General features: G+C 67.2%; 21 protein-coding genes. 20 read left to right on the plus strand and 1 reads right to left on the minus strand.

Annotation, left to right across the window (positions count from 1 at the left end; all coding sequences use genetic code 11):
• The first annotated feature begins 427 nt into the window (after nt 1-427).
• Genes G3T36_RS07230 through G3T36_RS07250 form a run of 6 tightly spaced genes read left to right on the plus strand, consistent with a single transcriptional unit; the run spans nt 428 to nt 7,293 of the window.
• Entirely contained in the window at nt 428-1,921 is a 1,494-nt protein-coding gene (locus G3T36_RS07230; RefSeq protein ID WP_163288844.1) for an MDR family MFS transporter, read from the plus strand.
• A gap of 16 nt (nt 1,922-1,937) precedes the next feature.
• On the plus strand, nt 1,938-3,533 hold the full coding sequence (locus G3T36_RS07235; protein ID WP_163288845.1) for a GMC oxidoreductase: 1,596 nt from the start codon (nt 1,938-1,940) through the stop codon (nt 3,531-3,533).
• A gap of 28 nt (nt 3,534-3,561) precedes the next feature.
• Nucleotides 3,562-3,963 (plus strand): C-glycoside deglycosidase beta subunit domain-containing protein, encoded by a 402-nt coding sequence (locus tag G3T36_RS19795; protein WP_240148262.1) that lies wholly within the window; start codon nt 3,562-3,564, stop codon nt 3,961-3,963.
• Entirely contained in the window at nt 3,960-4,886 is a 927-nt protein-coding gene (locus G3T36_RS07240; RefSeq protein ID WP_240148263.1) for a sugar phosphate isomerase/epimerase family protein, read from the plus strand. Before G3T36_RS19795 ends, G3T36_RS07240 begins: the two co-directional genes overlap by 4 nt.
• A 2-nt stretch (nt 4,887-4,888) precedes the next feature.
• A complete protein-coding gene (locus G3T36_RS07245; RefSeq protein ID WP_163288846.1) occupies nt 4,889-6,376 on the plus strand; it encodes a C-glycoside deglycosidase beta subunit domain-containing protein in 1,488 nt (495 codons plus the stop codon).
• Nucleotides 6,373-7,293 carry an alpha/beta hydrolase gene (locus tag G3T36_RS07250; protein ID WP_163288847.1) on the plus strand — a complete coding sequence of 307 codons (921 nt, stop codon included), beginning with the start codon at nt 6,373-6,375 and terminating at the stop codon, nt 7,291-7,293. Before G3T36_RS07245 ends, G3T36_RS07250 begins: the two co-directional genes overlap by 4 nt.
• Before the next feature lie 14 nt (nt 7,294-7,307).
• Here G3T36_RS07250 and G3T36_RS07255 read toward each other — a convergent pair whose 3' ends face one another.
• Nucleotides 7,308-8,243 (minus strand): LysR family transcriptional regulator, encoded by a 936-nt coding sequence (locus G3T36_RS07255; protein WP_163288848.1) that lies wholly within the window; start codon nt 8,241-8,243, stop codon nt 7,308-7,310.
• 175 nt (nt 8,244-8,418) lie between these two features.
• Between G3T36_RS07255 and G3T36_RS07260 the strand changes: the two genes are divergently transcribed.
• The 14 genes from G3T36_RS07260 (at nt 8,419) to G3T36_RS07325 (ending at nt 24,418) form a co-directional block, all read left to right on the plus strand.
• Nucleotides 8,419-9,711, plus strand: a complete 1,293-nt coding sequence (locus tag G3T36_RS07260) for an ABC transporter substrate-binding protein (RefSeq protein ID WP_163288849.1) — start codon at nt 8,419-8,421, stop codon at nt 9,709-9,711.
• A gap of 65 nt (nt 9,712-9,776) precedes the next feature.
• On the plus strand, nt 9,777-10,718 hold the full coding sequence (locus tag G3T36_RS07265; RefSeq protein WP_163288850.1) for a carbohydrate ABC transporter permease: 942 nt from the start codon (nt 9,777-9,779) through the stop codon (nt 10,716-10,718).
• Nucleotides 10,719-10,721: 3 nt separating this feature from the next.
• On the plus strand, nt 10,722-11,564 hold the full coding sequence (locus G3T36_RS07270) for an ABC transporter permease subunit (RefSeq protein ID WP_163288851.1): 843 nt from the start codon (nt 10,722-10,724) through the stop codon (nt 11,562-11,564).
• 2 nt (nt 11,565-11,566) lie between these two features.
• Nucleotides 11,567-13,078 carry a family 43 glycosylhydrolase gene (locus tag G3T36_RS07275; protein ID WP_163288852.1) on the plus strand — a complete coding sequence of 504 codons (1,512 nt, stop codon included), beginning with the start codon at nt 11,567-11,569 and terminating at the stop codon, nt 13,076-13,078.
• Entirely contained in the window at nt 13,075-15,237 is a 2,163-nt protein-coding gene (locus G3T36_RS07280; RefSeq protein WP_163288853.1) for a glycoside hydrolase family 3 N-terminal domain-containing protein, read from the plus strand. Before G3T36_RS07275 ends, G3T36_RS07280 begins: the two co-directional genes overlap by 4 nt.
• A complete protein-coding gene (locus tag G3T36_RS07285) occupies nt 15,234-17,858 on the plus strand; it encodes a glycosyl transferase family 2 (protein WP_163288854.1) in 2,625 nt (874 codons plus the stop codon). Before G3T36_RS07280 ends, G3T36_RS07285 begins: the two co-directional genes overlap by 4 nt.
• On the plus strand, nt 17,855-18,226 hold the full coding sequence (locus tag G3T36_RS07290) for a nuclear transport factor 2 family protein (protein ID WP_163288855.1): 372 nt from the start codon (nt 17,855-17,857) through the stop codon (nt 18,224-18,226). The genes G3T36_RS07285 and G3T36_RS07290 overlap by 4 nt, the downstream gene beginning before the upstream one ends.
• A gap of 12 nt (nt 18,227-18,238) precedes the next feature.
• A complete protein-coding gene (locus tag G3T36_RS07295; RefSeq protein WP_163288856.1) occupies nt 18,239-19,033 on the plus strand; it encodes a TIM barrel protein in 795 nt (264 codons plus the stop codon).
• A complete protein-coding gene (locus G3T36_RS07300; RefSeq protein WP_163288857.1) occupies nt 19,030-20,640 on the plus strand; it encodes a GMC oxidoreductase in 1,611 nt (536 codons plus the stop codon). The genes G3T36_RS07295 and G3T36_RS07300 overlap by 4 nt, the downstream gene beginning before the upstream one ends.
• Complete coding sequence (locus G3T36_RS07305) at nt 20,637-21,035, plus strand: C-glycoside deglycosidase beta subunit domain-containing protein (RefSeq protein ID WP_163288858.1); 399 nt, start codon at nt 20,637-20,639, stop codon at nt 21,033-21,035. Before G3T36_RS07300 ends, G3T36_RS07305 begins: the two co-directional genes overlap by 4 nt.
• Nucleotides 21,032-22,150 (plus strand): sugar phosphate isomerase/epimerase family protein, encoded by a 1,119-nt coding sequence (locus G3T36_RS07310; protein ID WP_193570879.1) that lies wholly within the window; start codon nt 21,032-21,034, stop codon nt 22,148-22,150. The genes G3T36_RS07305 and G3T36_RS07310 overlap by 4 nt, the downstream gene beginning before the upstream one ends.
• Nucleotides 22,147-23,178: a sugar phosphate isomerase/epimerase family protein gene (locus G3T36_RS07315; RefSeq protein WP_163288859.1), complete on the plus strand. Its 1,032-nt coding sequence runs from the start codon at nt 22,147-22,149 to the stop codon at nt 23,176-23,178. The genes G3T36_RS07310 and G3T36_RS07315 overlap by 4 nt, the downstream gene beginning before the upstream one ends.
• Nucleotides 23,179-23,194: 16 nt before the next feature.
• Complete coding sequence (locus G3T36_RS07320; RefSeq protein ID WP_163288860.1) at nt 23,195-23,992, plus strand: nuclear transport factor 2 family protein; 798 nt, start codon at nt 23,195-23,197, stop codon at nt 23,990-23,992.
• A 9-nt stretch (nt 23,993-24,001) separates the two neighbouring features.
• The gene (locus G3T36_RS07325) at nt 24,002-24,418 is read left to right on the plus strand and encodes a C-glycoside deglycosidase beta subunit domain-containing protein (RefSeq protein WP_163288861.1); all 417 of its coding nucleotides are present in this window, start codon (nt 24,002-24,004) and stop codon (nt 24,416-24,418) included.
• Nucleotide 24,419 lies beyond the last annotated feature (1 nt).

Below are 24,419 nucleotides of genomic sequence, written 5' to 3' on the forward strand. Positions count from 1 at the left end.
CGGCGCGGATAGGCTTCAAATCCCACCGTCTCCGCAAAACGTTTGTTATCTGTTTTGTGCTTGACTCGCTCTCCTTCGGGAGGGCGTTTTCGTTGTTCTGGGGCACACAGGAATTCAGGACATTGTGTGACGGATGAGGTTACCAGGGGACCCCGGACGAAGAAACGCCTGGTCGGGTTTCGTGCTTCTGCATCTCGACGCCCGGCATTTCCCGAATTCCTGACGTAGGCATGAGCCGGGACTTCCATTCTGGGGAGTACAGGTCGGCTGACGCCGTCGGCGCCGTTTGCAGCATCTTAGGTTGAAAAGCAACCAAAGTATGCTTAGAATAGACATGACGTCGGGGCCTTGCGCCCGTTCCTCACCGTGATGCTGCGGCGAGGGCACAACCAGTCGCGTCGACTGCCCGATCGTTCGGGCTTCGCGTATGACTCTCTCGCATCTCCGGTTCCGTCTCCTCGTCGTCTCCCTCCTCGCCGTGTCGTTTCTCGGCGCCCTCGACAACACCGTCGTCAGCACGGCGATCGCCACGGTCGCTGGTCAGCTCGGTGCACTCGAGCACATGAGCTGGATCGTCGTCGGCTACACGCTGGCGAGCACGGTGCTGCTGCCGATCCTGGGCAAACTGGGCGACCGGGTCGGTCCACGCGCGATCTTCCTCACCTCGGTGACCATGTTCATCCTCACGTCGGTCGCGTGCGGGTTCGCCAACAGCTTCGCCTGGCTCATCGTCGCCCGAGTGATCCAGGGAATGAGCTCGGCGGGCCTCCAGCTGATGTCGCAGACGATCATCGCCGAAGTCACCTCGCCGCGGGAACGACCGAAATACATGGCGATCATCGGGGCCGCGTTCCCCGTTGCGATTCTCATCGGCCCGGTGCTGGGCGGCCTGATCACGGATTACTGGGGCTGGCCGTGGGTCTTCTGGATCAACGCCCCCGTCGGCGCAGTCGCTCTGCTGCTCGCGATCGTGGCCGTTCCGCACATCCAGCCCGGCAAGGCGGCCCGCTTCGACATCGCAGGTTCGATCGCGCTTACGATCGGACTCGTCTCGCTCGTGCTCGCCGTCTCCTGGCTCGGCGACGACTCCCAGGTCGCACCCATGACGGCGGCATTCGCGCTCGCCGCGATCGCATTCGCCGTCTTCGTCGTCATCGAACTGCGCGTCGCTGAGCCCCTCGTTCCTCTTCGATGGTTCGCTGACCGCACCATCGCCGCGGGCACAGTGATCTCGGCGATCGTCGGTATCGGACTCTTCTCGATCACCGCCTTCCTGCCTACGTATTTCCAGATGGCCTACCGCACGTCGGCGACCGTCTCCGGGCTGGTGCCCATTGCGACGGTGTTCGGGATGCTCGTCAGCAACCTGACGACCGGATGGCTCGCAAGCCGCACCGGGCATTACCGGATCTACCCGCTGATCGGCACGACGCTCGGAACGGCCGGGCTGGCCACAATGGCATTTCTGCCGCTGGGCGCGCCGCTCTGGGTGCCGATGCTGGCGATGGCCGTCGTCGGTCTCGGGACCGGTGCGTTCATGAGCCTCATCGTCGCGGTCGTGCAGAGCGCGGTCCCGCGATCCGAGACGGGCACCATCACGGCGAGCGTCAACCTGGTGCGCCAGGTGGGAGCCACGGTCGGAACGGCCATCGTGGGGAGCTTCATCGGCGTGAGCGTGGTCGCGCTGCTGCCGAAGACGCTCAACGCGGCGACCCTCACCCCCGCGACCGTCCGCACGCTCGATGCGGCGACCCAGCTGGAGGTCGCTCAGGTCTACCGGGATGTGTTCGTACCCGTCTACATCGCGCTCGCCGTGACCTACGCGGTGGGCATCATCGCGTCGGTACTGCTGCCGGACGGCCGCCTGTCCGACGAGCACGGACCAGTCCGAACATCCGACACCGAATCCATCACCGTCTGAATCGCAGGAGAGCACCATGTCCACGTCCCCCACCATCGCCATCGTCGGCAGCGGTCCGATCGGATCCGCCTACGCGCGGCTGCTGCTCGAATCGCTTCCCACCGCCCGGGTGGTCATGCTCGAGGCCGGACCGCAGCTGACCGCGATCGCCGGCGAGAGCGTGCGCAACATCCCCGACCCGGAAGAGAAGGAACGCGCTCGCGAGCTCTCGCAGGGCCCGCAGGCGGGCTCCTTCCGCGAGTCGCTCGGCATCCCGTCGTCGACCGTCGTGGAGGGGATGTTCACCGCCCGCGGCGGTACGCACCTCCTCGATTTCGGTGGAAAGGGGTCCGCGCACGCGACGTCCTTCCCCGCGGCCGCAGCGTCGACGAACGTCGGCGGCATGGGAGCGCACTGGACCTGCGCGACGCCGAGCCCGTCCTTCAGCGAGCGTGTGGCATTCATCTGCGACGCGGAGTGGGACGACCTCATGGCCGAGGCGTCGCGGCTGCTGCACGTGCAGAACGCAGCATTCGCAGACTCGGCGGTCGGCGATGCCATCCGCTCGCTGCTGGCCGAGGAGTTCGGAGACGAACTGCCCGACGGCTACGGCCCGAGCACGCTGCCGGTCTCCGGCGACCCGCAACCGGACGGCTCGATGCGCTGGGCGGGCGCGGATGTTGTCCTCGGCCCCCTGATCGATCCGGAGAGCCCGCTCTCCGAGCGATTCGAACTCCGCGAGCTGTCCCTCGTGCGCCGGGTCAACCACGCCGGCGACCGGGTCACCGGCCTCACCGTCGAAGACCTTCGGAGCCATGAGATCTATACGATCGACGCCGACCTCGTGGTGGTCGCGGGTGACGCCTTCCGTTCGCCGCAGCTGCTGTGGGCATCCGGAATCCGCCCCCGGGCGCTCGGGCACTACCTGACCGAGCATCCGGTCGTCATCTCGACGGTGGCGCTCGATGAGGACAGCATGCGCCGGTTCGCGACGGAGGAGCAGCTCGATGAGGAGCTCGAGCGCCGCTCGGCCAACCCGGCCGATCCCGTTGCCGCCGTGAACCGCATCCCGTTCTCCGAACCGGACCACCCGTTCTCGCTCCAGGTGATGTACGCCGAGAACCCGCCCTTCCAGCTCGACCCGGAACACCCTGCGGCCGGCAACCGCTGGGGCTACGTGAATATGGGCTACGGGATGCGCAAGCGCCCGCGTTACGAGGATGCGCTGACCTTCGACGACGGTGAGCCCGACTATCGCGGCTTCCCCAACATGACGATCGAGTACGCGCTGACGGAGAGCGAGCAGGCGGAGATCGCGAACGCGACGGAGCACCTGCGCCGGGCGGGCGCCGCGCTCGGCACCTTCGTCGCAGAGCCCCGCCTGCTGCCGAACGGATCGAGCCTGCATTACCAGGGCACGATGCGGATGGGGGATGCGGACGACGGCACGTCCGTCGCCGACCCGTTCTCGCGGGTGTGGGGCTACGAGAACCTTGTGGTAGGCGGCAATGCGCTCATCCCTACCGCGACGACGATGAACCCCACGCTCATGAGCGTCGCCATCGCCGTGCGCGGCGCGCGCAAGGCCGCCGAACAGCTCTCGGCGTTGCAGGTCGCCGAAGCCTCGAACTGACGCCTGAAACGGAAGACGAAGGACAGAGATGCTCCAAGAACAATTGATTCAAACCGGCGGCTTTCGCAATGTCGGACCGACGGATGCGCGCACCGGGTTCCAGCTGCGCATCCGGAGCCCCTACTACCGCGGCCTCTGGGCCGACCTCATCGAGCGGCCGACGGTCATCGTCGACGACGAGGAGTTCGACGGGCGGGACATCCGCTGGAGCCTGCCCGACGGCGACTACACGTTCGCCGAGTTGCAGGAATCGACGGATGCCCGCTGGCCGATGGGCACGGCGGCGATGCTGACCGTGCCGCGCGATGGAGGGCTGAGGCGGGGCATCCACGATGTGACGCTCGTTCTCCGGCTGCGGATGTCGTACATCCCCGAAGAGTTGCAACCATCGATCTGGACCGCGACACGGAAGTCGGTGATCGTCAAATGAGTACGGACGACCTGCCCTTCGGCCTCGGCGTATCTCTCTACAGCTACACCGACGACCTCGGCGTCACGATGACGGTCGAGGACTGCATCGAGGATGTCGCCGATCTCGACGCGACAGGGCTCGAGATCCTCGGCGAAGCGCACATCGAGGACTACCCGCATCCGTCGACGGCCTGGATCGACGCCTGGTTCGCGCGCAACGAACGCCTGGGCCTGACGCCCACCCTGTACGGCTCGTGGCTGGACACGCGGCGCTTCCCGGGGCGCGGCATGACCGTCGCCGAAGGATCGGAGCAGCTCGCACTCGACCTGCGGCTCGCCGGGCAGCTGGGCTTCTCGTTCGTGCGACCCAAGATCGGCGTGATCTCCGAGGACCTGCGCGTCGACCCCATCTGGCAGGAGGCGGTGGAGCGCAACCTTCAGCTGGCAGCCGACCTCGACATCGTGATCTGCCCCGAGATCCACTGGCCGACGGTGATCAAGTCCCCCGTGGTCGAAGAGTACCTGGAGTTCAAGGAGCGTACCGGTTCCGCGCACTTCGGGCTGCTCATCGACACTGGGGTGTTCGAGCTGAAGCCGTATCCGCGCCGCGGGGGCAGCGCGTCGTTCCGGATGGGGGATGGAAGCGCCAGGCCACCGGTCGTGCCGTTCGTGCCCGCATCCGACCTCGCCGACGTGATGGCGCACACCGTCTATTTCCAGGCGAAGTTCTACGAGGTCGACGACGACCTGGTCGACCACTACATCCCGTGGCGGGAGATCATCGAGATCGTCGTCGACTCCGGCTACACCGGCTGGCTCTCGAGCGAGTATGAAGGACACCACGAGCCGTACCGTGCGTCCGACCAGCTGCGCCGCCAGCACGCCCTCATCCGCGAGATCGCGGCAGAACACGCGAACCGCTACACCACTGAAAGGAGCTGATCATGCCCAACGGCCTCATCGATGACGCGAGCCTGCGCATCCACCCGGACGGTCTCGCACTGGCACTCACGATTCCGTGGTACCGGAGCCTGTGGCTGTCGTCGGTCACCACGTTCCGGCTGACGATCGACGGGGTGGAGGTGCCGGAGGCCGACCTCGCGTTCGAGCTCGACGGCGTGCGACACCGCATCGCCGACCTGCCGCAGCAGAGCGATGTGCTCTGGTACCTGCAGTCGCATCCGCTCCTCGTGGTGCGCCGCGACCCCGCGATCGAGCTCGGCGAGACGCACGAGATCGAACTGCACGGCGAACTGCGGCTGCCGTACATGCAGATCGCGCCGGGTCAGGACGGCGGCCCGGGCCTCTACGTGCCGAACATCGTGCACCAGAAGCTGACGCTCACGGCGACCGACCGGGACGCCGCGCCCCCCGCGCTCGAAACCGGCGTTGCGGCCCCGCCGGCGGCGACCGCGGAGGATCCGTTCAAGCTGGGGCTCACGTTGTACTCGGCGAGTGCGGAGTTCCGTGCCGGATGGTTCGACTTCGACGGCCTGCTCGACCGGGTCGCAGAACTGGGGATCGGTCCCGGCATCGAGATCGTCGCATCCCAGGTGCTGCCGACCTACCCGGTCGTGTCCGACGAGTTCGTCTCGATCTGGCGTGCGGCGTTCGACCGCCACGGCTTCGACGCGAGCTCGTTCGGCGCGAACCTCGACATGGGGCTGCGCCGCGACCGCGACATGACGCCGGACGAGGAGTTCGAATTCAGCGAAGTGCTGTTCCGGGGTGCGAAGAAGCTGGGGTTCCCGCTGGTGCGCATCCAGTCGGCGAAGCCGGAGCTGCTGCGCCGCCTGCTGCCGGTCGCCGAAGACCTGGAGCTCAAGCTCGCGTACGAGATCCACGCGCCGATGGGGCCGAATTCGCCCGAGATCATGAAGGTGCGCGATGTCTACGCCGAGCTCGACTCGCCGCTGCTCGGCTTCGTCGCCGACTTCTCGGCGACCATGCACAGCATGTCACCGACACTGCTGCGTGCGGTGCGCAGGGCGGGGCTCGACGAGGATGCGGTGCAGCGGATGCAGGACATCTGGGCGACGGATGCCCCCATGCGCGCACGCCAGGAGGAGTTCATCGGCTACCTGAACAGCCGCGGCTTCGACCCGGGTCGCCTCGGGTCGTTCGCCCACCTCGCGTTCAACATGCACGGACATGTGGACCCGCACGACTGGACGGACATCATGCCGCAGATCCTGCACGTGCACGCCAAGTTCTATGACATCGACGAGAGCGGGCAGGAGCCGGCCATCGACTACCCGGAGCTCGTACGCATCTTCGTCGAGGGCGGCTACCGCGGGTACTGGTCGAGCGAGTGGGAGGGTCACGCGTTCGCCGAGCTCGGCGAGGTCGACCCGCTCCTGCTGGTGCGCAAGCAGCACGACCTCATCCGGGCGAGCATGCGTGCCCTGCAGTCGGCGGGGGCCGCAGGATGACGGAGGCGGAGCCCGACATCCGCACCCTGCCGCTGCCCGAGGCGATTCAGAGACTGCGGGAGCACGGCGAGCCGATCGATCCGCGGCCGGACATCGACACGGAATCCCTGAAGCGCCGGTTCCCGCACCTCGCGCAGGTGACGACGCACGACCTCACGATCGACGCGCCGCACGGTCGGCAGCCCGCACGGGTGTACCGCGACGCGACGGTCCTGCCGACGGGTCGCGCCCTCGTCTGGGTGCACGGCGGTGCGTTCATCGGCGGCCACCTGGACATGCCCGAGTCGAACTGGGTCGCGCTCGAGCTCGCGGCACGCGGCATTCCGGTCCTCGCCGTCGACTATGTGAAATGTCTCGGCGATGTGCACTTCCCGGCGCCCTCCGACGACGTGCTCGCCGCGTGGCGTTTCGCGCGGTCGCAAGCTGCCGAGCTGCTCGAGATCGCGCCCGGCGGGCTTCTGCTCGGCGGAGCCAGCGCCGGTGGAAATCTGGCCGCAGGAGCTGTCGCACGACTCAGGGATGCCGGGGAGCCCGTGCCGGCCGGCCTGGTGCTGGTCTATCCCGCGCTGCATCCGGATGGCGCGCACCCGGGCTCGCCCGCCGATCCTGCGTCGTCGTTCGCGCAGCTCTCGCTCAACTTCGCGGGCGGTCCGGAAGCGCTCCACGATCCGCACGCGTTTCCGGGGCTCGGCAACGCATCCGGATTCCCTGCGACGCTCGTGGTCGTCTGCGAACTCGACCGGCTGCGGCCCTCGGGTGAAACCTTCGCGAGCCGGCTCGCCGGGGCCGGAGGCGACACGACGCTCTACGTCGAGGTCGGCGCGGACCACGCCCACATCAACGAGCCCTCAGACCCGGGCGCGCCCCGGACCGTCGCGGTCATCGCGGAGTGGATCGCGCGCCTGCAGCTGCGCTGAGCTCGTCGGTCGGCTCAGGCGTGCGTGCCGGCGGCGACGATGCGGCCGGCCTCCTCGAACAGGGAGCGCATCCACGAGTGTTCGGGGTCGTGCGTGTGCACGGGATGCCACCACAGCGCGTTGACGATCGGCGTCGGCGCGAAGGGGAGACCGACCACGCGCACGTTGCCCGCGCGCATGGCGATCGGTACGAGTGCCGAGTGGATGATGCCGACGCGTCGGGTGCCCGAGATGAAGTGCGGGATCGCCAGGAAGCTCTCGACCACGACCTCGACGTTGGGTTCGATCCCGAGCTGCTGGACCTGCCGTTCTGCTGACGTGAACGCCGACCGCGACTGGTAGTTCATGACCCACGGGAGGCTGGACAGCTCCTCCCGCGACAGCGAATCGCCCACGGACTCGTTCGTGTCCGCGACGATCGCCACCCAATCGTCCTTCCACAGGTCGAGGTAGGGCAGCTCTGTGAGAAAACCGTGCGGGATGATCATCCCGTCGACCGACCGCAAGCGATTCGTCGCATCCTCGACCACCAGCGGGTTGTGCAGCATGAACCGGAAGTGCACGCCGGGGGCACGCTCCGCCGCCAGCTCGGACACGACGCGTCCGATGGTGGTGAAAGCGTAGTCCGAGCCGAAGATCGAGAACTCGCGTACGGATTCGGTCGGCTCCCACGACGCCTGGCTCTCGAAGACGCGTCGTGCGGCCTCGAGAGCTATGGTCGTGTGATCGGCCAGGCGCAGGGCCAGGGGTGTCAACTCGTAGGTGTTGCCGCGGCGCGCGAGGATCGGGTCGCCGAAATGGATCCGAAGGCGCGCGAGGGATGCACTGAGCGCGGGCTGGCTCAGGCGAAGCTGCTCGGCCGCCCGGGTGACGCTTCGCTCCGTGAGGAGGGCATCCAGCGCGACCAGCAGGTTGAGGTCCAGACGCGACAACAACGGGTAATCGGTCACGAGGCTCACTATATTCGCCGAACCGTGAGGGCGTATCGATCGAGCTTATGTGCGAGATAAGCAGAAGCATCTTTGTTATCGGCGTTAGTGCTGAAAGACTCAATCTGCCCATAAGAGGACCGACGTCCCTAGCCGCCGCCCTCATCGACAATGAAGTCCCAGAAGAGGTCTTTCCATGAAGCAATCACACCGGAGCCGTCGGACTCGGCTTGCATGGCTCGCAATTCCCGCAGCAGCCGGACTCCTCCTGGCGGGATGTTCCAACTCGGGAACCTCGTCAGCAAAGGAACCGCAGACGATCACCTTCGCCTTCGGGGCGACGAACGACCAGGACAAGGCGGCTTACACCAACCTCACCCAGGCGTTCGAGAAGGAGAACAAGGGCGTGACGGTCACGCCCTTGAACCTCCCCACCCAGAGCTACCCCACGGCCCTCGCCACCCGCGTGCAGGGCGGCAACGCGCCCGACACGTTCTACGCAGAAGGCGGCACCGGACAGGTCGACTCCATCATCCCGTTCGCGAAGGCCGGGCAGCTGCTCGAGCTCACCGACCGGGCGATCAAGTCGGCACTCCCGTCGGACCAGAAGCAACTGTGGACCTACAACGGCAAGATCTACGGTGTGCCGCTGGGAACCCAGTCGAACGGTGTCATCTACAACGACGAGCTGGCCAAGTCCATCGGGGTGAACATCACCGCCTCCACGAGCCTCGACGACATCATCGCGCAGTGCTCGGCGGCTCGTGCCAAGGGCAAGACCATCTACGGCCTGGCCGGGTCCACCTACCAGAACAACGGCATCCTCGCCATCGCGCTGGCGACGTCGACCGTCTACGGTCCGAACAAGAACTGGAACGCCGATCGTGCGAAGAACAAGGTGACCTTCACCGGCACGAAGGGCTGGACGACGGCCCTCGAGTCCATCAAGAAGATGTACGACGCAGGATGCTTCCAGGACGGCGCGACCAGCGCCGGATTCGACGCACTGACCAATGGCGCGTCCTCTGGGAAGATCCTCGGGTTCTTCGCTCCGAGCGGGGCTGCCCAGCAGATCATGGTGGCAGCAGGCGGCCACGTGAAGCTCATCGCGCTGCCGGTCGCGGCGCCGAGTGGAACGAAGACCTACCTGTCGCTGAGTGCCGACCAGAGCGTCGCGGCGAGCGCCAAGACGAAGAGCCCGAAGCTCGCAGAGAGCTTCCTGAAGTACATCGTCTCGGATGCAGGCCAGCAGACGTACTCGGCCGCGACCGGCACGATTCCTGTGAACGTCGGGAGGTCTTCGACGCTTCTCCCGCAGTATGAGGGCATCAAAGACATGATCAGCTCGAACGACACCCGCGGATACGCGCCGACCGACTGGCCGAACGCGAAGATCTACACCGACCTCGGTAACGGAGTTCAGGGCATCCTGACCGGTCAGATGACCGTCAAGCAGGTCCTCGAGCAGATGGACACCGACTGGGGTTGATCCGGTGACGCGGTGGTCGGCTCGCACGGGCCGGCCACCGTTCTCCGGCTGAAAGGAATGAATCGATGACGATGCAGACCGAGGTGGTCCCGACGACAGCGGACAGCGGGGCGACACAGACCCCGCAGCGCGACCGGAAGCCCTACCATGTGAGGCTCGGCAGCTGGTGGTGGGCGCTTCCCGCCCTGGTGCTGATGGTGATCGTGATCTATGTGACCACGATCGCGGGAGGGTTCTTCGCCTTCACCAACTGGTCGGGTCTCGGATCGTTCGACTTCGTCGGCATCCAGAACTTCGTCAAGATCTTCAAAACCCCCGAACTCGTCGGTTCGCTGTGGAACACGCTGTTCCTCGCCTTCGGATTCCTGATCTTCACCAACGTCTTCGGACTGCTCTTCGCGCTAGCGCTGAACCGCGGTCTCAAGTCCCGCTACGTTCTGCGCACGCTGGTGTTCATGCCCGTCGTGATCGCACCCATCGCGGTCTCGTACATCTGGAAGTTCATCTTCGACTACAACGGGCCGCTCAACCAGCTGATGACCGGCATCGGCCTGCCGAAGCAGAACTGGCTGGCCAGCCCGACGCTCGCCATCTGGTGCGTGCTGATCGTCATGGTCTGGCAGAACATCGGGTTCGTCATGGTCATCTACCTGGCCGGCCTGGCGACCGTGCCCGTCGAGCTGGAGGAGGCCGCCGCGATCGACGGTGCCAACCCGTTCCGCCGGTTCCGTTTCGTCGTGCTCCCGCTCATCCGGCCCTCGGTGGCGATCGCGACGACGCTGACCTTGATCCAGGGTCTGCGCGTCTTCGACCAGGTCGTGGCGCTCACCGGCGGAGGACCTGCCGGCGCGACGCAGACACTGGCGCTCGAGGTCTACCAGACGGCGTTCACCTACCAGGAGTTCGGATTCGGGGCGGCACTCGCACTCGTGCTCAGCCTCCTCATCCTGATCTTCTCCATCGCACAACAGTGGGCGACCCGCGAGCGCTCGAACCAGGAGGCGTGAACCGTGTTCCGCTACACCAAGAAGACCCTCACGATCGAGATCATCACGATCCTCGCTGCCGTCATCCTGCTGTTGCCGTTCTGGATCCTGCTGATGGGCTCGCTCAAGACCCTGCCGGAGATCCTGAGCTCCGCGGCGATCGCCCCACCGACGCATCCCACGATCGACGCCTTCGTCGAGCTGCTCTCACCCGCGTCGTCATCGTCGGGGAACATCTGGGCGGGCCTCGCCTCCAGTGTCATCATCACCGCGGGCAGCATCTTCCTGCTCGTCGCGCTCGGCTCGCTCGCGGCGTACGGCATCGCCCGCTCGACCAGCCGGTGGAGCCGCCGTTCGTACTATCTCTTCCTCGTAGCGATCATCCTGCCCACCCAGCTCGGCACGCTGCCGCTGTACATCGGCGCGCGAACCGTCGGACTCGTGGGCAACCCGCTCGGCATGGTGCTGATCTACACCGGCATGCTGCTGCCGCTGTCCGTGTTCCTGTACGCGAACTTCTTCCGCAACCTCAGCCAGGAGTATGAGGAGGCCGCCATCATCGACGGCGCGAACCGCTACCAGGTGTTCTCGCGGATCGTCCTGCCGCTCATGTCGCCCGCGACCGGCACGGTCGCCATCCTCGCCGGCCTGATCGTCTGGAACGACTTCTTCACCGCGCTGATCTTCTTGAACGGCACGGCGTACCAGACGCTGCCGGTCGTCATGTACAGCTACGTCGGGTCGCTCGTCTCGCAGTGGAACCTGATCTTCGCGGTCGTCATCGTCTCGATGATCCCGATTCTCGCATTCTACGCGTTCGCTCAGAAGAAGTTCATCCAGGGCTACGCGGGCGGGCTCAAGGGCTGACCATGATCGCCACAGAGCGGTCCGGTCCTGACCTCGGGGACGGGACCTACCGCAACCCGGTGCTGCCCGGGGACCGTCCGGACCCGTCCGTGCTCCGCGTCGGCGACGAGTTTTTCCTGACGCACTCGTCGTTCGACGCGTCGCCGGGCCTGACGATCTGGCGCTCGCCGGACCTCGTCAACTGGACGTTCGTGACCTGTGCGCTCGAGAATCCGCTGACCACGGTGTTCGCCCCGGACCTCGTGGAGCACGGCGGGCGGTACTACCTCTATATACCGTTCATCCCGAGCGCCTGGTCCGACGCCATTCATGAACCCGAGATCTGGGTCATCCACGCCGACCGGCCGGAGGGACCGTGGAGCGAGCCGGTCTTCACGGGCATCTCTGGCGCGATCGACCCGGGCCACGTTCTCGGAGAGGACGGCGAACGCTACCTGTTTGTCAACGGCATCCGTCGTTGCCGGCTGAGCCCGGACGGACTGCGCGCCGTCACGCCGCTCGAGCAGGTCTACGACGGATGGCGCTATCCGGACGAATGGGTCACCGAGGGCTACTCGCTCGAGGGTCCGAAATTCTTCCGACGCGGCGAGTTGTTTTATCTCGTGAGCGCGGTGGGCGGCACCGGGGGACCGCCGACGGGACACATGGTGATCGTTGCCCGGTCGCGTTCCGTGCATGGACCGTGGGAGAACGCACCGGGCAACCCGGTCGCGCGCACCTGGTCGGCTGAGGAGGCCTGGTGGTCGCGCGGCCACGCGACGATCCTGGATGCGCCGGACGGGACGTGGTGGATGGTGTCGCACGGCTACGCCAACGGCTACCGCACGCTCGGTCGCCAGGCGCTGCTCGAGCCGATCGAATGGACCGACGACGGCTGGCCCGTCGCGGCGGCCGCGGATGTGGGTGCGCCATTGGGCAAACCCGTCGCGGATGCGCATCCGGTCGCCGTCCCGGCTCCATCCGACGACTTCGAGTCGCCGGCGTGGGGGGAGCGCTGGGTCTTCGACAACCCCGGAGCCGACGAACGGGAACGCGTGCGGTTCGCGGATGGTCTCGCTGTGCGCGGAAAGGGAACGTCGCCCGCCGACTCGTCGCCCCTGACCACCTCGTCGATGGACTGCGCCTACGAGATCGCAGTGGAGCTGGAGGTCGGCGATGGCGCGACGGGCGGCCTGCTGCTCTACTTCAACGACCGGCTGTTCTACGGCATGGACTGGGATGGCGACCGTATGCAGAGCTACGCCGGTGGCGTCCGCACTCACTGGCGTGAGCCGGCCGAGCCCGGGACCACCATCGAGCTCCGACTCCGGAACGACCAGCACATCGTGACCGGCTGGCATCGTCGCCCGGGAGAGCCGTGGCAACGGCACGGCATCCGCTACGACACGTCGGGCGCACACTCGGCGACGATGAACGATCTGAAGAGCCTGCGGCCGGCCCTGTTCTCGGCCGGCGACGGCGAAGTCGTGTTCCGCCGGTTCCGCTACCGCCCACTGGTTGGGAAGAACCGATGAGCGCCCGAATCGAGTCGCTCCTCGCGCGCATGACCTGGGAGCAGAAGCTCATGCAGCTCCAGATCCTGTGGCGACCCGATACTGCGGAGCGGGGGGAGCTCATCCGTCGCGGCATGGGCTCGACGTTCTGGCCGCAGAGCGCGACCAAGACGAACGAGATGCAACGTATCGCCGTCGACGAGACCCCCCTCGGGATTCCCCTGCTCGTCGCCCTGGACGTGTTACACGGACAGTTCACGATCTTTCCGACGCCGCTGGCCCAGGCCGCCTCCTTCGATCCCGAGGTCGCGGCCTGCGATGCGCGCGTCTCGGCCGCCGAGGCCCGTTCGAACGGTGTGAACTGGACGTTCTCGCCCATGGTCGACGTCGTTCGCGATGCGCGCTGGGGTCGAGTGGTCGAGAGCTTCGGTGAGGACGTGTATCTCGCGTCGACGTTCACCGTGGCGAAAGTCGCGGCGTACCAGGACGAGGCCGGGGCAAGCTCCGACGGCATCGCTGCCTGCCTCAAGCACTTCGTCGCGTACGGTGCCGCCGAGGCCGGTCGCGATTACAACACAACCGATCTCTCCGATCGGACGCTGCGCGAGACTTACCTCGAGACCTTCCGCGTCGGAGTGGCCCAGGGCGCGGCCTCAGTCATGGCTTCGTTCAACTCGCTGAACGGGCATCCGATGCACGCCAACCGGGCGCTTCTGACCGGTGTGCTGAAAGACGAGTGGGGCTTCAACGGCGTGGTCGTCGGCGACGCCGACGGCGTTGCATCCCTCGTCGAGCACGGAGTAGCGATCGATGAGCGTGCCGCGATCGCCGCAGCGTTCGACGCCGGAATCGACGTGGTCATGGGCGGCTCCCCGTTGGTCGGCGCCGACGGCGTCCCGGTAATCGCGCCGGAGGATGTGTCGGCCGCGCGCGTCGACGATGCCGTGCGTCGTGTCCTCAGACTCAAGGAGCGGCTCGGGTTGTTCGAGCAGCCCTACGTCGACTCGTCCTTCGCCGCAGCGGGCTCGAGCGATCGGCACCGCGCGTTCGCGCGCCTGGCCGCCGAACGTTGCGCGGTGCTGCTGACCAATAATGGCGCGCTGCCGTTGCCCGCCTCCGGCCGCATCCTTCTCGCCGGCCCGTACGCGCGCAGCCTCGATCACCTCGGGGCGTGGGTGCAGCATTTCGCGACTCCGGTGGGCGAGACGCTCGCCGACGCCCTGCGTACCGAACTTCCGGATGTGCTCTGGGACGTCGCGGACGGTACCGACTTCTTCGAGACGACGGATGCGGCCCTCGCCGAGATGGTCGAACGAGCCTCCGCCGCCGACCTCGTCGTCGTCGCTGTCGGCGAGCCCAGCCGCATTTCGGGCGAGGCCAGCTCCCGCGCCGACATCTCGCTTCCTGGGGCACAGCGCCGTCTCATCCACGCGCTGGCCGACGCCGGCGCACGCATCGTCGTGGTGCTCGCGACGGGACGCGCTCTCGTCGTCGAGGATTGGGTCGAGCGCGTCGATGCCCTGCTCTGCGTGTGGCACCTGGGCGTCGAGGCGCCCGCTGCGATCGCCGCTACTCTCTCGGGCCGGGTGAACCCCGGAGGCCGGGTCCCGATGACTTTTCCCCGGGCGGTCGGACAGGTACCGATCCACTACGACCACGAGCGGACTGCACGGCCGCCGCGGACCGGCGGCGCGTTGCTTCCCGAGACGATCGCAGGGTTCACGGGACCGAACAACACCGACGACTACTACACCTCGAAGTATCTCGACCTGCCCCTCGGACCGCGGTTCGATTTCGGTCACGGACTCAGCTACACGACGTTCGAGCTCGACCAGCTCACTGTAACCCGCGAGACGATCACGGCGCGCGACCTTCCGAATGGAGTCGAGGTATTCGTGAGGGCCCGAAACACCGGCGACCGGGACGGCGACGTCGTCATCATGCTCTTCGTGACCGACGAGGTCGCCTCGCTCACGCAGCCGTTGCGCCGACTGCGAGGATTCCGCCGCGTGGCGCTTGCCGCGGGCGAGTCCACCCGTGTCGCCTTCCCGCTCGGCGCGGACGATCTGGCGTTCTGGGGCGACGGCGCTGAACGCATCCTCGAGCCGGGGGATTTCACGATCACGCTCGGCGATGGAACATCAGAGCTCCGAACCCGCTTGCGCCTGGAGGAATCATGACATTTCAACGACTGCGCGACGTGGTCGACGGCACGGTTCCGAACGCGATCATGCCGCTGTTCTGGCAGAAGGGCGGCCCGGTGGAGGTCGTGCGCGAGGAGATGGAGCGGATCGGCGACGCCGGCATCGGCGCTGTCATCCTCGAAGCGCGGCCGCACCCGGACTTCCTCGGCGACGGCTGGTGGCGCGATGTCGACGCGGTGCTCGAGATCGCCCGCCGGCGCGACATGAAGGTGTGGTTCTTCGATGACGACACATTCCCGACCGGGCATGCAGGCGGTGCGGTCGAGGCCGCGCCCCCCGAGCTGCGGCGGCAGTTCCTCACGGAGCGGCACACGGACGTGGTCGGGCCCGCGCGTGGGGCATCGGTCATCGTCGAGCGCCGGAAATTCTGGGGGCCCGAAGCGGCGCAGGAGCCCGGCCGTCTCATCCACGTCTTCGCGTATCCGCGCGCGGAATGCTCCGAGGAGCTGACCGGCGACCCCGTCGACCTCACCGACCACATCATGGACGGGGTGCTCTACTGGGACGTCCCGGCCGGCTGGTGGCGCGTCTTCTTCGTGTCGGTGACGAGCGGTGGCGGCAGCGAACCGCACGCGCACCACATCGACTACCTCAACGCGGACTCGACCCAGCTGCTCCTCGACACGGTCTACGAGCGCATCCATGAGCGGTACGCCGACGAGTTCGGCACGATCATCGCGGGCTTCTTCAGTGACGAGCCGGGCCTGTACAACGACCCGGACACCTTCGAATTCGGCTCCCAGCTCGGCAAGGCCGTGCCCCTGCCGTGGAACGATCAGATCGCAGACCGCCTGGCAGAACGCCTCGGGATGGACGCCGCATCGCTCCTGCCCCAGCTGTGGTGGGCCGCCGGCGGCCGTGAGCGCGAGGTCCGCTACCTGTACATGGATGTCGTGACCGCGTTGTACTCGGAGAACTTCAGCCGGCGACTCGGCGACTGGTGCCGTGCACACGACGTCGAGTACATCGGGCACGTGATCGAGGACAACGGCGCGCACGCTCACCTGGGTCCGGGCACTGGGCACTACTTCCGGGCGATGGCTGGGCAGGACATGGCGGGCGTCGACATTATCGGCGGCCAAGTGATCCCGGGATTCTCGCGCGGGCCCTTCGGCAACGTCTCGGGCGCGGCAGACGGTGAGTTCTTCCATTTCGGGCTCGCGAAGCTCGCCTCGTCGGCCGCACACCTCGATCCGCTGAAGCAGGGTCGTGCGATGTGCGAGACGATCGGGGCGTACGGCTGGTACGCGGGTCTCCGGCTGTTCACCTGGCTGACCAATCATCTGCTCGTGCGGGGTGTGACGCACGTCGTTCCGCACGCGTTCTCGCCGGCGCCGTTCCCCGACCTCGACTGCCCGCCGCACTTCTTCGCGCATGGGCAGAACCCCCAGTACTGCCACCAGCACCTGCTGAGCGCCTACACGAACCGGCTCAGTCACCTGCTGCAGGGCGGCGGGCACGTCGCACCCTTCGCCGTCCTCTACCACGCGGATGCGGAATGGCTCGGTGACGCGATGCCGAGCGAGCGACCGCTGCGCCTGCTGATGGAGGCGCAGCTGGATGCCGACATCGTGCCCGCTGACGCGCTCGCGGGTGCCGCGATCGCCGGCGCCGCGCTCGCCGTGGGGGCGGAGACGTACGACGCCCTGATCGTTCCGGGAAGCGCCTTCCTGCCCGAGCACGTCGCCCGCGAGCTGCTGCGTCTCGACGACGCGGGGGTTCCCGTGGTCTTCGTCGGCAGGGTGCCGGAGGTCGCGGGTGTCGACACGAGCGCACTCCAGGAACGGTTCCGGCCGGTGCCGCAGCGCGGGCTCGTCGAAGCCGTCGCGGGCATGACCGACCGCGCTGTGCGCATCCGCCGCCCATCGCCGTCCCTGCGCGCGCTTCGCGTCGATCACGGTGAAGCGGATGTCGTGATGCTGGTGAACGAGTCGGTCTCCGAGTCCGTGCGCACGTCGGTGACGATCCCGCGTGCCGGGGCAGTGGTCTCCCTCGATGCCTTCACCGGGGCATTGACGGCGGTGCCCAGCGAGCGGGGACGGAGCCGCACGACCGTCGAGATCGATCTGGTCCCGGGCGGCGCGACGGTGCTCGTCGTCGGTCCGCCGTCGGCGTGGCACGGAATCCCCGTCGCGCCGGCGTCGGTTTCCGGGGAGAGCGTCGAACTCGCACCGAGCTGGTCGGTCGCCACCGCGACCGCGAGTGAGTACCCCGCGTTCACGGCCTGGGGCGAGCTCGACGAGCTGCGCCCGCTGAACGAGCCCGAGCTGCTGCCGCAGTTCAGCGGAACGGTGCGGTACACCGCGACCTTCGACGCCGAGAGCGACGAGACACCACAGATCATCGATCTGGGCGACGTGTTCGAGCTCGCGACGGTGCGCCTCAACGGCGTCGACCTCGGTACGAGGATCGCGCCGCCGTACCGCTTCGCCGTTCCGGGCGGGCTTCTCGCATCGAGCAACACCCTCGAGATCGACGTGACCAACACGCTCGCGAAGGCGCAACCGGACTTCTTCTCCGCGTGGGCCCAGCAGGACCCGACCGGCCTGCTCGGCCCGGTCACCATCGCGGCCGTCCACGAGCGGAGATCAGCGTGACCGACAACAGGGCAGCGTTCGAGAGGTTCTGCGACCTCTTCTACACGCAGAAGCGGGTGGCGGATGCGTTCGCCTCTCTCGTCTCCGACGACTACCGGCAGCACAACCCGTCGATCCCCGACGGGCCGGCGGCCGCAGTCGAGGCGCTCACGCCGAAATTCGACGGCAGTCCGGATGCGCGGTTCGAGCTCCAGCGCATCCTCGTCGACGGCGACCTGGCGATGGTGCATGTGAAGGCTTCCCGACCCGGCGCGCCCGACGCCGCGGTCGCGGACATCTACCGATTCGAGAGCGGCCGGATCGTCGAGCACTGGGACGTGCTTCAGCAGGTTCCCATGCATGCCGCCCACGACCATCCGATGTTCTGAATAGGAGTACACATGTACGAGCTCGCACCCAACATCGAGCTGCTCTTCACTGAGGCCGGCGACTACCAGGACCGCGTTCGCGCGGCCGCTGCGGCGGGCTTCACCGCTGTCGAGATGTGGGGCCCCACGGGGGCGGACGCGCCGGCGACGCCGAAGGACCTCCCCGCGCTCAAGGCCGCGCTCGAGGAGACCGGCACGAAGCTCACGGCGCAGCTCTCGGAGCCGCGCACGCAGTTCATGATCCCGCCGTGGGACCACTCGGAGTTCTACCGCAAGCTCGACGAGGGCGTCGCCATCGCGCAGGACCTCGGCTGCCCGCGCATCGTCGTCGGCAGCGGCACGGGCTTCGGCGGCTGGAAGCGCCAGGTGCAGCTCGACAAGCTGATCGAGATCTACCAGAAGGCGATCGCGCAGATCGACGGCTCGGGCATCACGCTCGCCCTGGAGCCGGTCAACATCCGCGTCGACCACCCGGGCTCGCTGCTCGACCGCACCACGGAGGCCGTCTACGTGGCGCGCGGCGTCGACTCCGCGTACTTCGGCGTGCTCTATGACATCTACCACTCCGCCGTCGAGGGCGAGGACATGGCGGCGGAGCTCGAGAACGCGGGCGACCTGATCGCTTACGTGCAGCTCGCCGACGCCCCCGGGCGCGGCGAACCCGGCTCCGGTGGGCTCGACTGGGCGGCGACATTCGGAACCCTGCGAGCGAGCGGATACGACGGTCCGATCGGGCTCGAGTACTACCCCACCCAGGAGTCCGTCGCATCCGTCGCTCTGATCCGCGAACTGGCAGCGACGGCATGAGCAGGTATCCGGACGACGCCGACGTCGTGATCGTGGGAAGCGGTCCGACGGGTGCCGCCTACGCCCGCATCCTCTCGGAGGAGGCGCCCGATACGCGGATCGCCATGTTCGAGGTCGGGCCGACTGTGTCGATTCCGCCGGGCGCGCACGTGAAGAACATCGAGGATGCAGCCGTGCGCGCCGAGGCGCAGGAGCTTTCGGAGGGCCCCGGCGCCGGCGCCGCGACGGTGAGCTCGCCGGGAGCCGTGACCGCGGGACTCCGCCGTGCCCGGCCGGGCACATATCTGCTCGAGTCCGGCTTCCAGGAGCCGGGCGAGGACGGCATGCCCGTCGTCGCGTTCTCCAGCAACGTCGGAGGCATGGGCGCGCACTGGACTGCCGCGTGCCCTCGGCCCGGAGACAGTGAACGCATCCCGTTCCTTCCCGATCTCGATGAGCTGCTCGACGAGGGCGACCGCCTGCTCGGAGTCACCACCGACGCGTTCGACGGCGCACCGTTCACCGCCCTGGTGCGCGATCGGCTCGCGGCCGCGGTCGACGACGATCGGCCGGCTGCGCAGCGTGTGCAGCGGATGCCGCTCGCCGTGCACCGCCGCGAGGACGGCCGGCTCGTCTGGTCGGGATCCGATGTGGTCTTCGGTGATGTGACGCGCGCCAACCCGAACTTCACCCTGCACGACGAGTCGCTCGTCACCCGTGTGCTGCTCGAAAGCGGACGGGCGAGCGGCGTCGAGGTGCGCGACCGCCGAACGGGCGAGCAGCACATGGTGCGGGCGCGATTCGTCGTGGTCGCCGCCGACGCCCTGCGCACGCCGCAGGTGCTGTTTGCATCCGGTATCCGTCCACCGGCACTCGGGCGGATGCTCAACGACCAGTCGCAGGTCGTGTACGCCACGCGCATCCGAGACGCGGCCGAAGTCACCGCCGGGGTGCACGGCGAACTCGGCGCCGACCAGGTGGTCGACGGGGCGATCAGCGAGCGGAGCGGCGTCACCTGGGTGCCCTTCACCGACGACCTGCCGTTCCACGGTCAGGTCATGCAGCTGGATGCCTCACCGGTGCCGCTCGCCGACGACGACCCTGTGGTGCCCGGTTCCATCGTGGGGCTCGGGCTGTTCTGTGCGAAGGACCTGCAGTGGGACGACCGCGTCGAGTTCAGCGACGACGAGCGGGACTGGTACGGGATGCCCGCCATGCGCATCCACTACCGGCTCACCGACCGGGACCACGCCGTGATCGAACGCGCCGAGGTCCGGATCGTCGAGCTCGCAAAGGTGGTGGGGGAGCCGATCGGCGACCGCCCGTTCACGATGCCGCTCGGCGCGTCGCTGCACTATCAGGGCTCCGTGCGGATGGGCGAGACAGATGACGGCCGCAGCGTGTGCAGCCCCGACAGCGAGGTCTGGGCCGCGCCCGGGGTCTTCGTCGCCGGCAACGGGCTCATCCCGACGGCCACTGCGTGCAACCCGACCGTCACGTCCGTGGCGCTCGCCGTCAGGGGAGCTCGCCGGCTCGTTCGTTCGTTGGCGGAGCAGGAATCTCTTGCTTATGTCGAATTCGAACATTACACTGCAGAAACAAGGAATAAGTCAAGGAGGACTCCGTGATCCCCGATCGCATCATCGAGCAGGGAACGCTCACCACCGATGGACGACGTGCCGCGGTCGAAGTGCGCATCCCCTGGTACCGGGCGCTGCCCGCGTCCTGCATCGCGGGCGCGACGCTCACGGTCGACGGCGTCGCCGCCCCCGCGGAATCGCTGCGCTGGCGACTCAACGGACGTGAGCGCACGTTCGCCGACATGCGCGACGACACGGCCGAGTGGTGGTTCCCGCTCGACTCCGCCGTGCTCTCCGGCGACCTTCCGGTCCCGGCTGACGACGCTGAGCATGATGTCGCCGTCGACCTGACCCTCTACATCCCCTACATCGTCATCGGCGATGACGAGGTGCTCCACATCGAGGAGCACGACAGCAAGACCATGAAGGCGGTCACGGCATGAGCGCGAGCATCCCGAACCCGGGCTCCCCGATCCAGGGTGTGACGCTGTACAGCTTCACGCGCGCGTTCCACGGGCGCGAATACGACCTCGAGGGCCTCATCCGCAAAGTCGCGGCCGACGGATACGGACCCGGGCTCGAAGTCATCGGCTTCTCCAGCTTCCGGGGCTTCCCGGTGATCGAAGACTCCTTCGCCGGCTGGTTCCGCGACCTCGTCTCCGAAGTTGGACTGGTGCAGACGTCCCTCGCCATCAATGCCGACATCGGCATACATCGCGACCGGATGCTCAACCAGGACGAACTCATCGAATACATGCGCCTGCAGATCGAGGCCGCAGCGAAGCTCGGCTTCCCGATCGCCCGGGTGCAGATCTCGATCACCCCCGACTCGATGGCAGCGCTCGCGCCCATTGCCGAACGCTACGGCGTCACGCTCGCGCTCGAGGTGCACGCCGACCAGTACGCATCGCATCCGCGCATCCTCGCCCTGCGCGACCGGTACGAAGAGGTCGGCTCGCCCTTCCTCGGGTTCACCGCCGACTGGGGAGCCACGACGGTCGGCTTCGCGCCGTCGCTGTTGGAGGCGTACCGCCGCCGCGGCGCAACCGACGAACTGCTCGGCAAAGTCGTCGAGCTGTGGAACGAGTTCTACCAGGCCGGCCCACCCGCCGACCAGGCCGATCACGGGCAGCGCTTCGGCCGGTTCATCGGTCTCGCCGCGCAGAACGGCCGGCCCGACCTCGGCATCGACTTCGCGATCAACGGCACCGGCCTGTTCGGGCCGGCCCGCGTCGACGACTGGCTCGAGATCATGCCGTGGATCAAGCATGTGCACGGCAAGTTCTTCGGCATCGACGAGCAGCACGAGGAGCCTTCGGTTCCCGTTCGCGACCTCGTCGCACTGCTGGTGCGCAACGGCTACAACGGGGCGATCTCCAGTGAATACGAGGGATGGCACTGGAACTACTGGCAGTCGCCGTTCGAGATCATCCGCGACGAGCAGGCGGTACAGCGCTCGGCCGCACAGGATGCGGGCAGCCGCATGGTGACGGATGCCGTCGAGGCACGTGCGCAGCTCGCGCAATGGCTGCCGACCACTGAAGGAGTAAAGGCATGAGCAACGGAATCGCCGGGACCGGCATCAAGCTCGGAACGACCCTCTATTCGATGACGAGCGAATTCGCTGCCGGCATCTACACACCGGAGACGCTCATCGCGGTCGTCGCTGAGAACGGGATCGGGCCGGGCGTCGAGTTCAACATCGCACAGCTCCTGCGGACCTACCCGGATGTCGATGCCGAGTTCGTGAGGCTCTGGTTCGACTCGCTCGAGAAATACGAGCTCGAACCGAGCGCGGTCGGCACCAACCTCGATATGGGCCGTCGCAAGGACCGCGATATGACGCCCGACGAGGAGCACGATTTCCTCGCCCGCCAGTTGAAGACGGCGCACACGCTCGGGTTCAAGCGGGTCGTCATCCGGTCCGCCGGCCGGGAGCTGCTGCGCAGTCTCCTGCCGCTCGCCGAGAAATACGACCAGCGGCTCGGCTACGAGATCCACGCACCCCAGGGGCCGAACGACCCGACGGTGGTCGGCATCCGCGAGCTGTACGACGAGCTCGGCAGCGACCGACTCGGCTTCACCGCCGACTTCTCGTCGACCATGCACAGCCTGTCGCCGACCCTGCTCTCGCAGCTGACCAAGATGGGTCTCGACGAGAAGCACATCCCGGTGATGAACGAGATCTGGCACGAGCCGACCCCCATGCACGTACGCAACCAGAAGTTCGAGGACTACCTGAGGGGAGAGGGCGTCGACCCGACCGGCTTCGGTCCGTTCACGCGGTTGGCGTTCAACATGCACGGGCTGGTGCCGCCGGAGGAATGGCTGGACATCATGCCGCAGATCTTCCATGTGCACTCGAAGTTCTACGACATCGGCGCCGATGGCGAAGAACCGGCCATGGACATTCCCCGCATCGTGCGGCAGTTCGTGAAGGGCGGCTACACCGGCTATCTCTCCAGCGAGTGGGAGGGCCACGCTTTCTCCGACCTCGGCGAATCCGACCCGATCGACCTGGTCAAGAAGCAGCACGCGCTCATCCGCCGCACCATCGAAGAAGCCGTAGCCGGCGTCCCGGCCTGACGCAGGAGACCGAATAATGTCAGACACCGTGACCGACGCATCCGTCACCGACGCATCCGTCAAGGAACTCGTCGCCGAGGTCGCGCGCCTGCGCGACGAGGTCGCCGCAGCCGCGAAGCTCGCCCGCCGCGCTGCGGACCGGGACGAGGTCGAGAATCTCTTCAACCGCTATATGTATCTGCACAACGCGTTCCAGGACGAGCAGATCATCCCGCTCTGGGTGAAGCGCGGAACGGACGGCATTCGCGCCCGCTACACGAACGCAGGCCAGTACACCGACTACGACAGCGTCATCCGCTATCACCAGGGGCGCCCTGCCCCCGCGGGCAAGCTCATCCTCCACGCGACGACGACACCGGTGGTCGAGGTCGCGGCGGACGGCGAGACTGCGAAGGGCGTGTGGCTCATGGCGGGCACCGAGTCCGGGCTGACCGACCCGGCCGTCGCCGAGGCGTTCCCCGACATGTACTCGCCGGATGAGGTGCTCGGCAAGAAGGTCTGGGCGCACTGGGTCTGGTGCAAGTACGCGATCGACTTCCTGCGCCAGGACGGCGAATGGAAGATCTGGAAGTTCCGCTGCTACGAGCTCGCCCGGGCACCGTTCGAAGAGAACTGGGTCAGCTTCGGCGAGAAGAACCAGGGTGCGTTCGACCTCGACCTCATGTACTTCGGCGACGACGGCAAGCCCGTCTTCATGCCGAAGGCCGACGAGCCGGTGCCGAGCGAGAACCACCCGTACAGCCCGACCACGGTGCAGAAGCTCGAGCCCGAGCCCCCGCAGCCGTTCGAGACCTTCGTCGACACCTTCAAGTAGGGATGGATCATGGCAACGCACAACTCACTCTTCGCTGACAGCGACGTCCGCCGCACTGCCGACGGGATCGCCGTCTCGGTCCAGCTTCCCTGGTACCGCAGCCTGTGGCTCTCAGCCGTCGACGACGTCGCGGCGACCGTCAACGGCGTCGCGGTTCCGAAGGAGGACCTGCGGTTCGAACTGAACGGCCGCAGCTACCGGATCGAAGAACTGCCCGAGCAGTTCGACACGCTCTGGTTCGTCGCGGACCGGCCCGACGTGGTCATCCCGCTCGACCACGCTCCCGCGGCCGGCGAGGAGCTCACCGTCGAGGTGGCCCTCACGATGCGCCTGCTCTACATGCAGATCATGCCGGGCGTCGACGGCGGCCCGGGCCGCTATGTGACCAACCGTGTGCCCGTCGAGCGTGAGGTGGTGCTGGCGTGAC

The sequence above is a fragment of the Leifsonia tongyongensis genome, assembly GCF_010686705.1.
GTDB classification, from domain to species: Bacteria; Actinomycetota; Actinomycetes; order Actinomycetales; family Microbacteriaceae; genus Diaminobutyricibacter; species Diaminobutyricibacter tongyongensis.

Coding starts and splice junctions, on each gene's coding strand:
- G3T36_RS07230 (WP_163288844.1), top strand. CDS start 428: ATGACTCTCTCGCATCTCCGGTTCCGTCTCCTCGTCGTCTCCCTCCTC.
- G3T36_RS07235 (WP_163288845.1), top strand. CDS start 1,938: ATGTCCACGTCCCCCACCATCGCCATCGTCGGCAGCGGTCCGATCGGA.
- G3T36_RS19795 (WP_240148262.1), top strand. CDS start 3,562: ATGCTCCAAGAACAATTGATTCAAACCGGCGGCTTTCGCAATGTCGGA.
- G3T36_RS07240 (WP_240148263.1), top strand. CDS start 3,960: ATGAGTACGGACGACCTGCCCTTCGGCCTCGGCGTATCTCTCTACAGC.
- G3T36_RS07245 (WP_163288846.1), top strand. CDS start 4,889: ATGCCCAACGGCCTCATCGATGACGCGAGCCTGCGCATCCACCCGGAC.
- G3T36_RS07250 (WP_163288847.1), top strand. CDS start 6,373: ATGACGGAGGCGGAGCCCGACATCCGCACCCTGCCGCTGCCCGAGGCG.
- G3T36_RS07260 (WP_163288849.1), top strand. CDS start 8,419: ATGAAGCAATCACACCGGAGCCGTCGGACTCGGCTTGCATGGCTCGCA.
- G3T36_RS07265 (WP_163288850.1), top strand. CDS start 9,777: ATGACGATGCAGACCGAGGTGGTCCCGACGACAGCGGACAGCGGGGCG.
- G3T36_RS07275 (WP_163288852.1), top strand. CDS start 11,567: ATGATCGCCACAGAGCGGTCCGGTCCTGACCTCGGGGACGGGACCTAC.
- G3T36_RS07280 (WP_163288853.1), top strand. CDS start 13,075: ATGAGCGCCCGAATCGAGTCGCTCCTCGCGCGCATGACCTGGGAGCAG.
- G3T36_RS07285 (WP_163288854.1), top strand. CDS start 15,234: ATGACATTTCAACGACTGCGCGACGTGGTCGACGGCACGGTTCCGAAC.
- G3T36_RS07295 (WP_163288856.1), top strand. CDS start 18,239: ATGTACGAGCTCGCACCCAACATCGAGCTGCTCTTCACTGAGGCCGGC.
- G3T36_RS07300 (WP_163288857.1), top strand. CDS start 19,030: ATGAGCAGGTATCCGGACGACGCCGACGTCGTGATCGTGGGAAGCGGT.
- G3T36_RS07310 (WP_193570879.1), top strand. CDS start 21,032: ATGAGCGCGAGCATCCCGAACCCGGGCTCCCCGATCCAGGGTGTGACG.
- G3T36_RS07315 (WP_163288859.1), top strand. CDS start 22,147: ATGAGCAACGGAATCGCCGGGACCGGCATCAAGCTCGGAACGACCCTC.
- G3T36_RS07320 (WP_163288860.1), top strand. CDS start 23,195: ATGTCAGACACCGTGACCGACGCATCCGTCACCGACGCATCCGTCAAG.
- G3T36_RS07325 (WP_163288861.1), top strand. CDS start 24,002: ATGGCAACGCACAACTCACTCTTCGCTGACAGCGACGTCCGCCGCACT.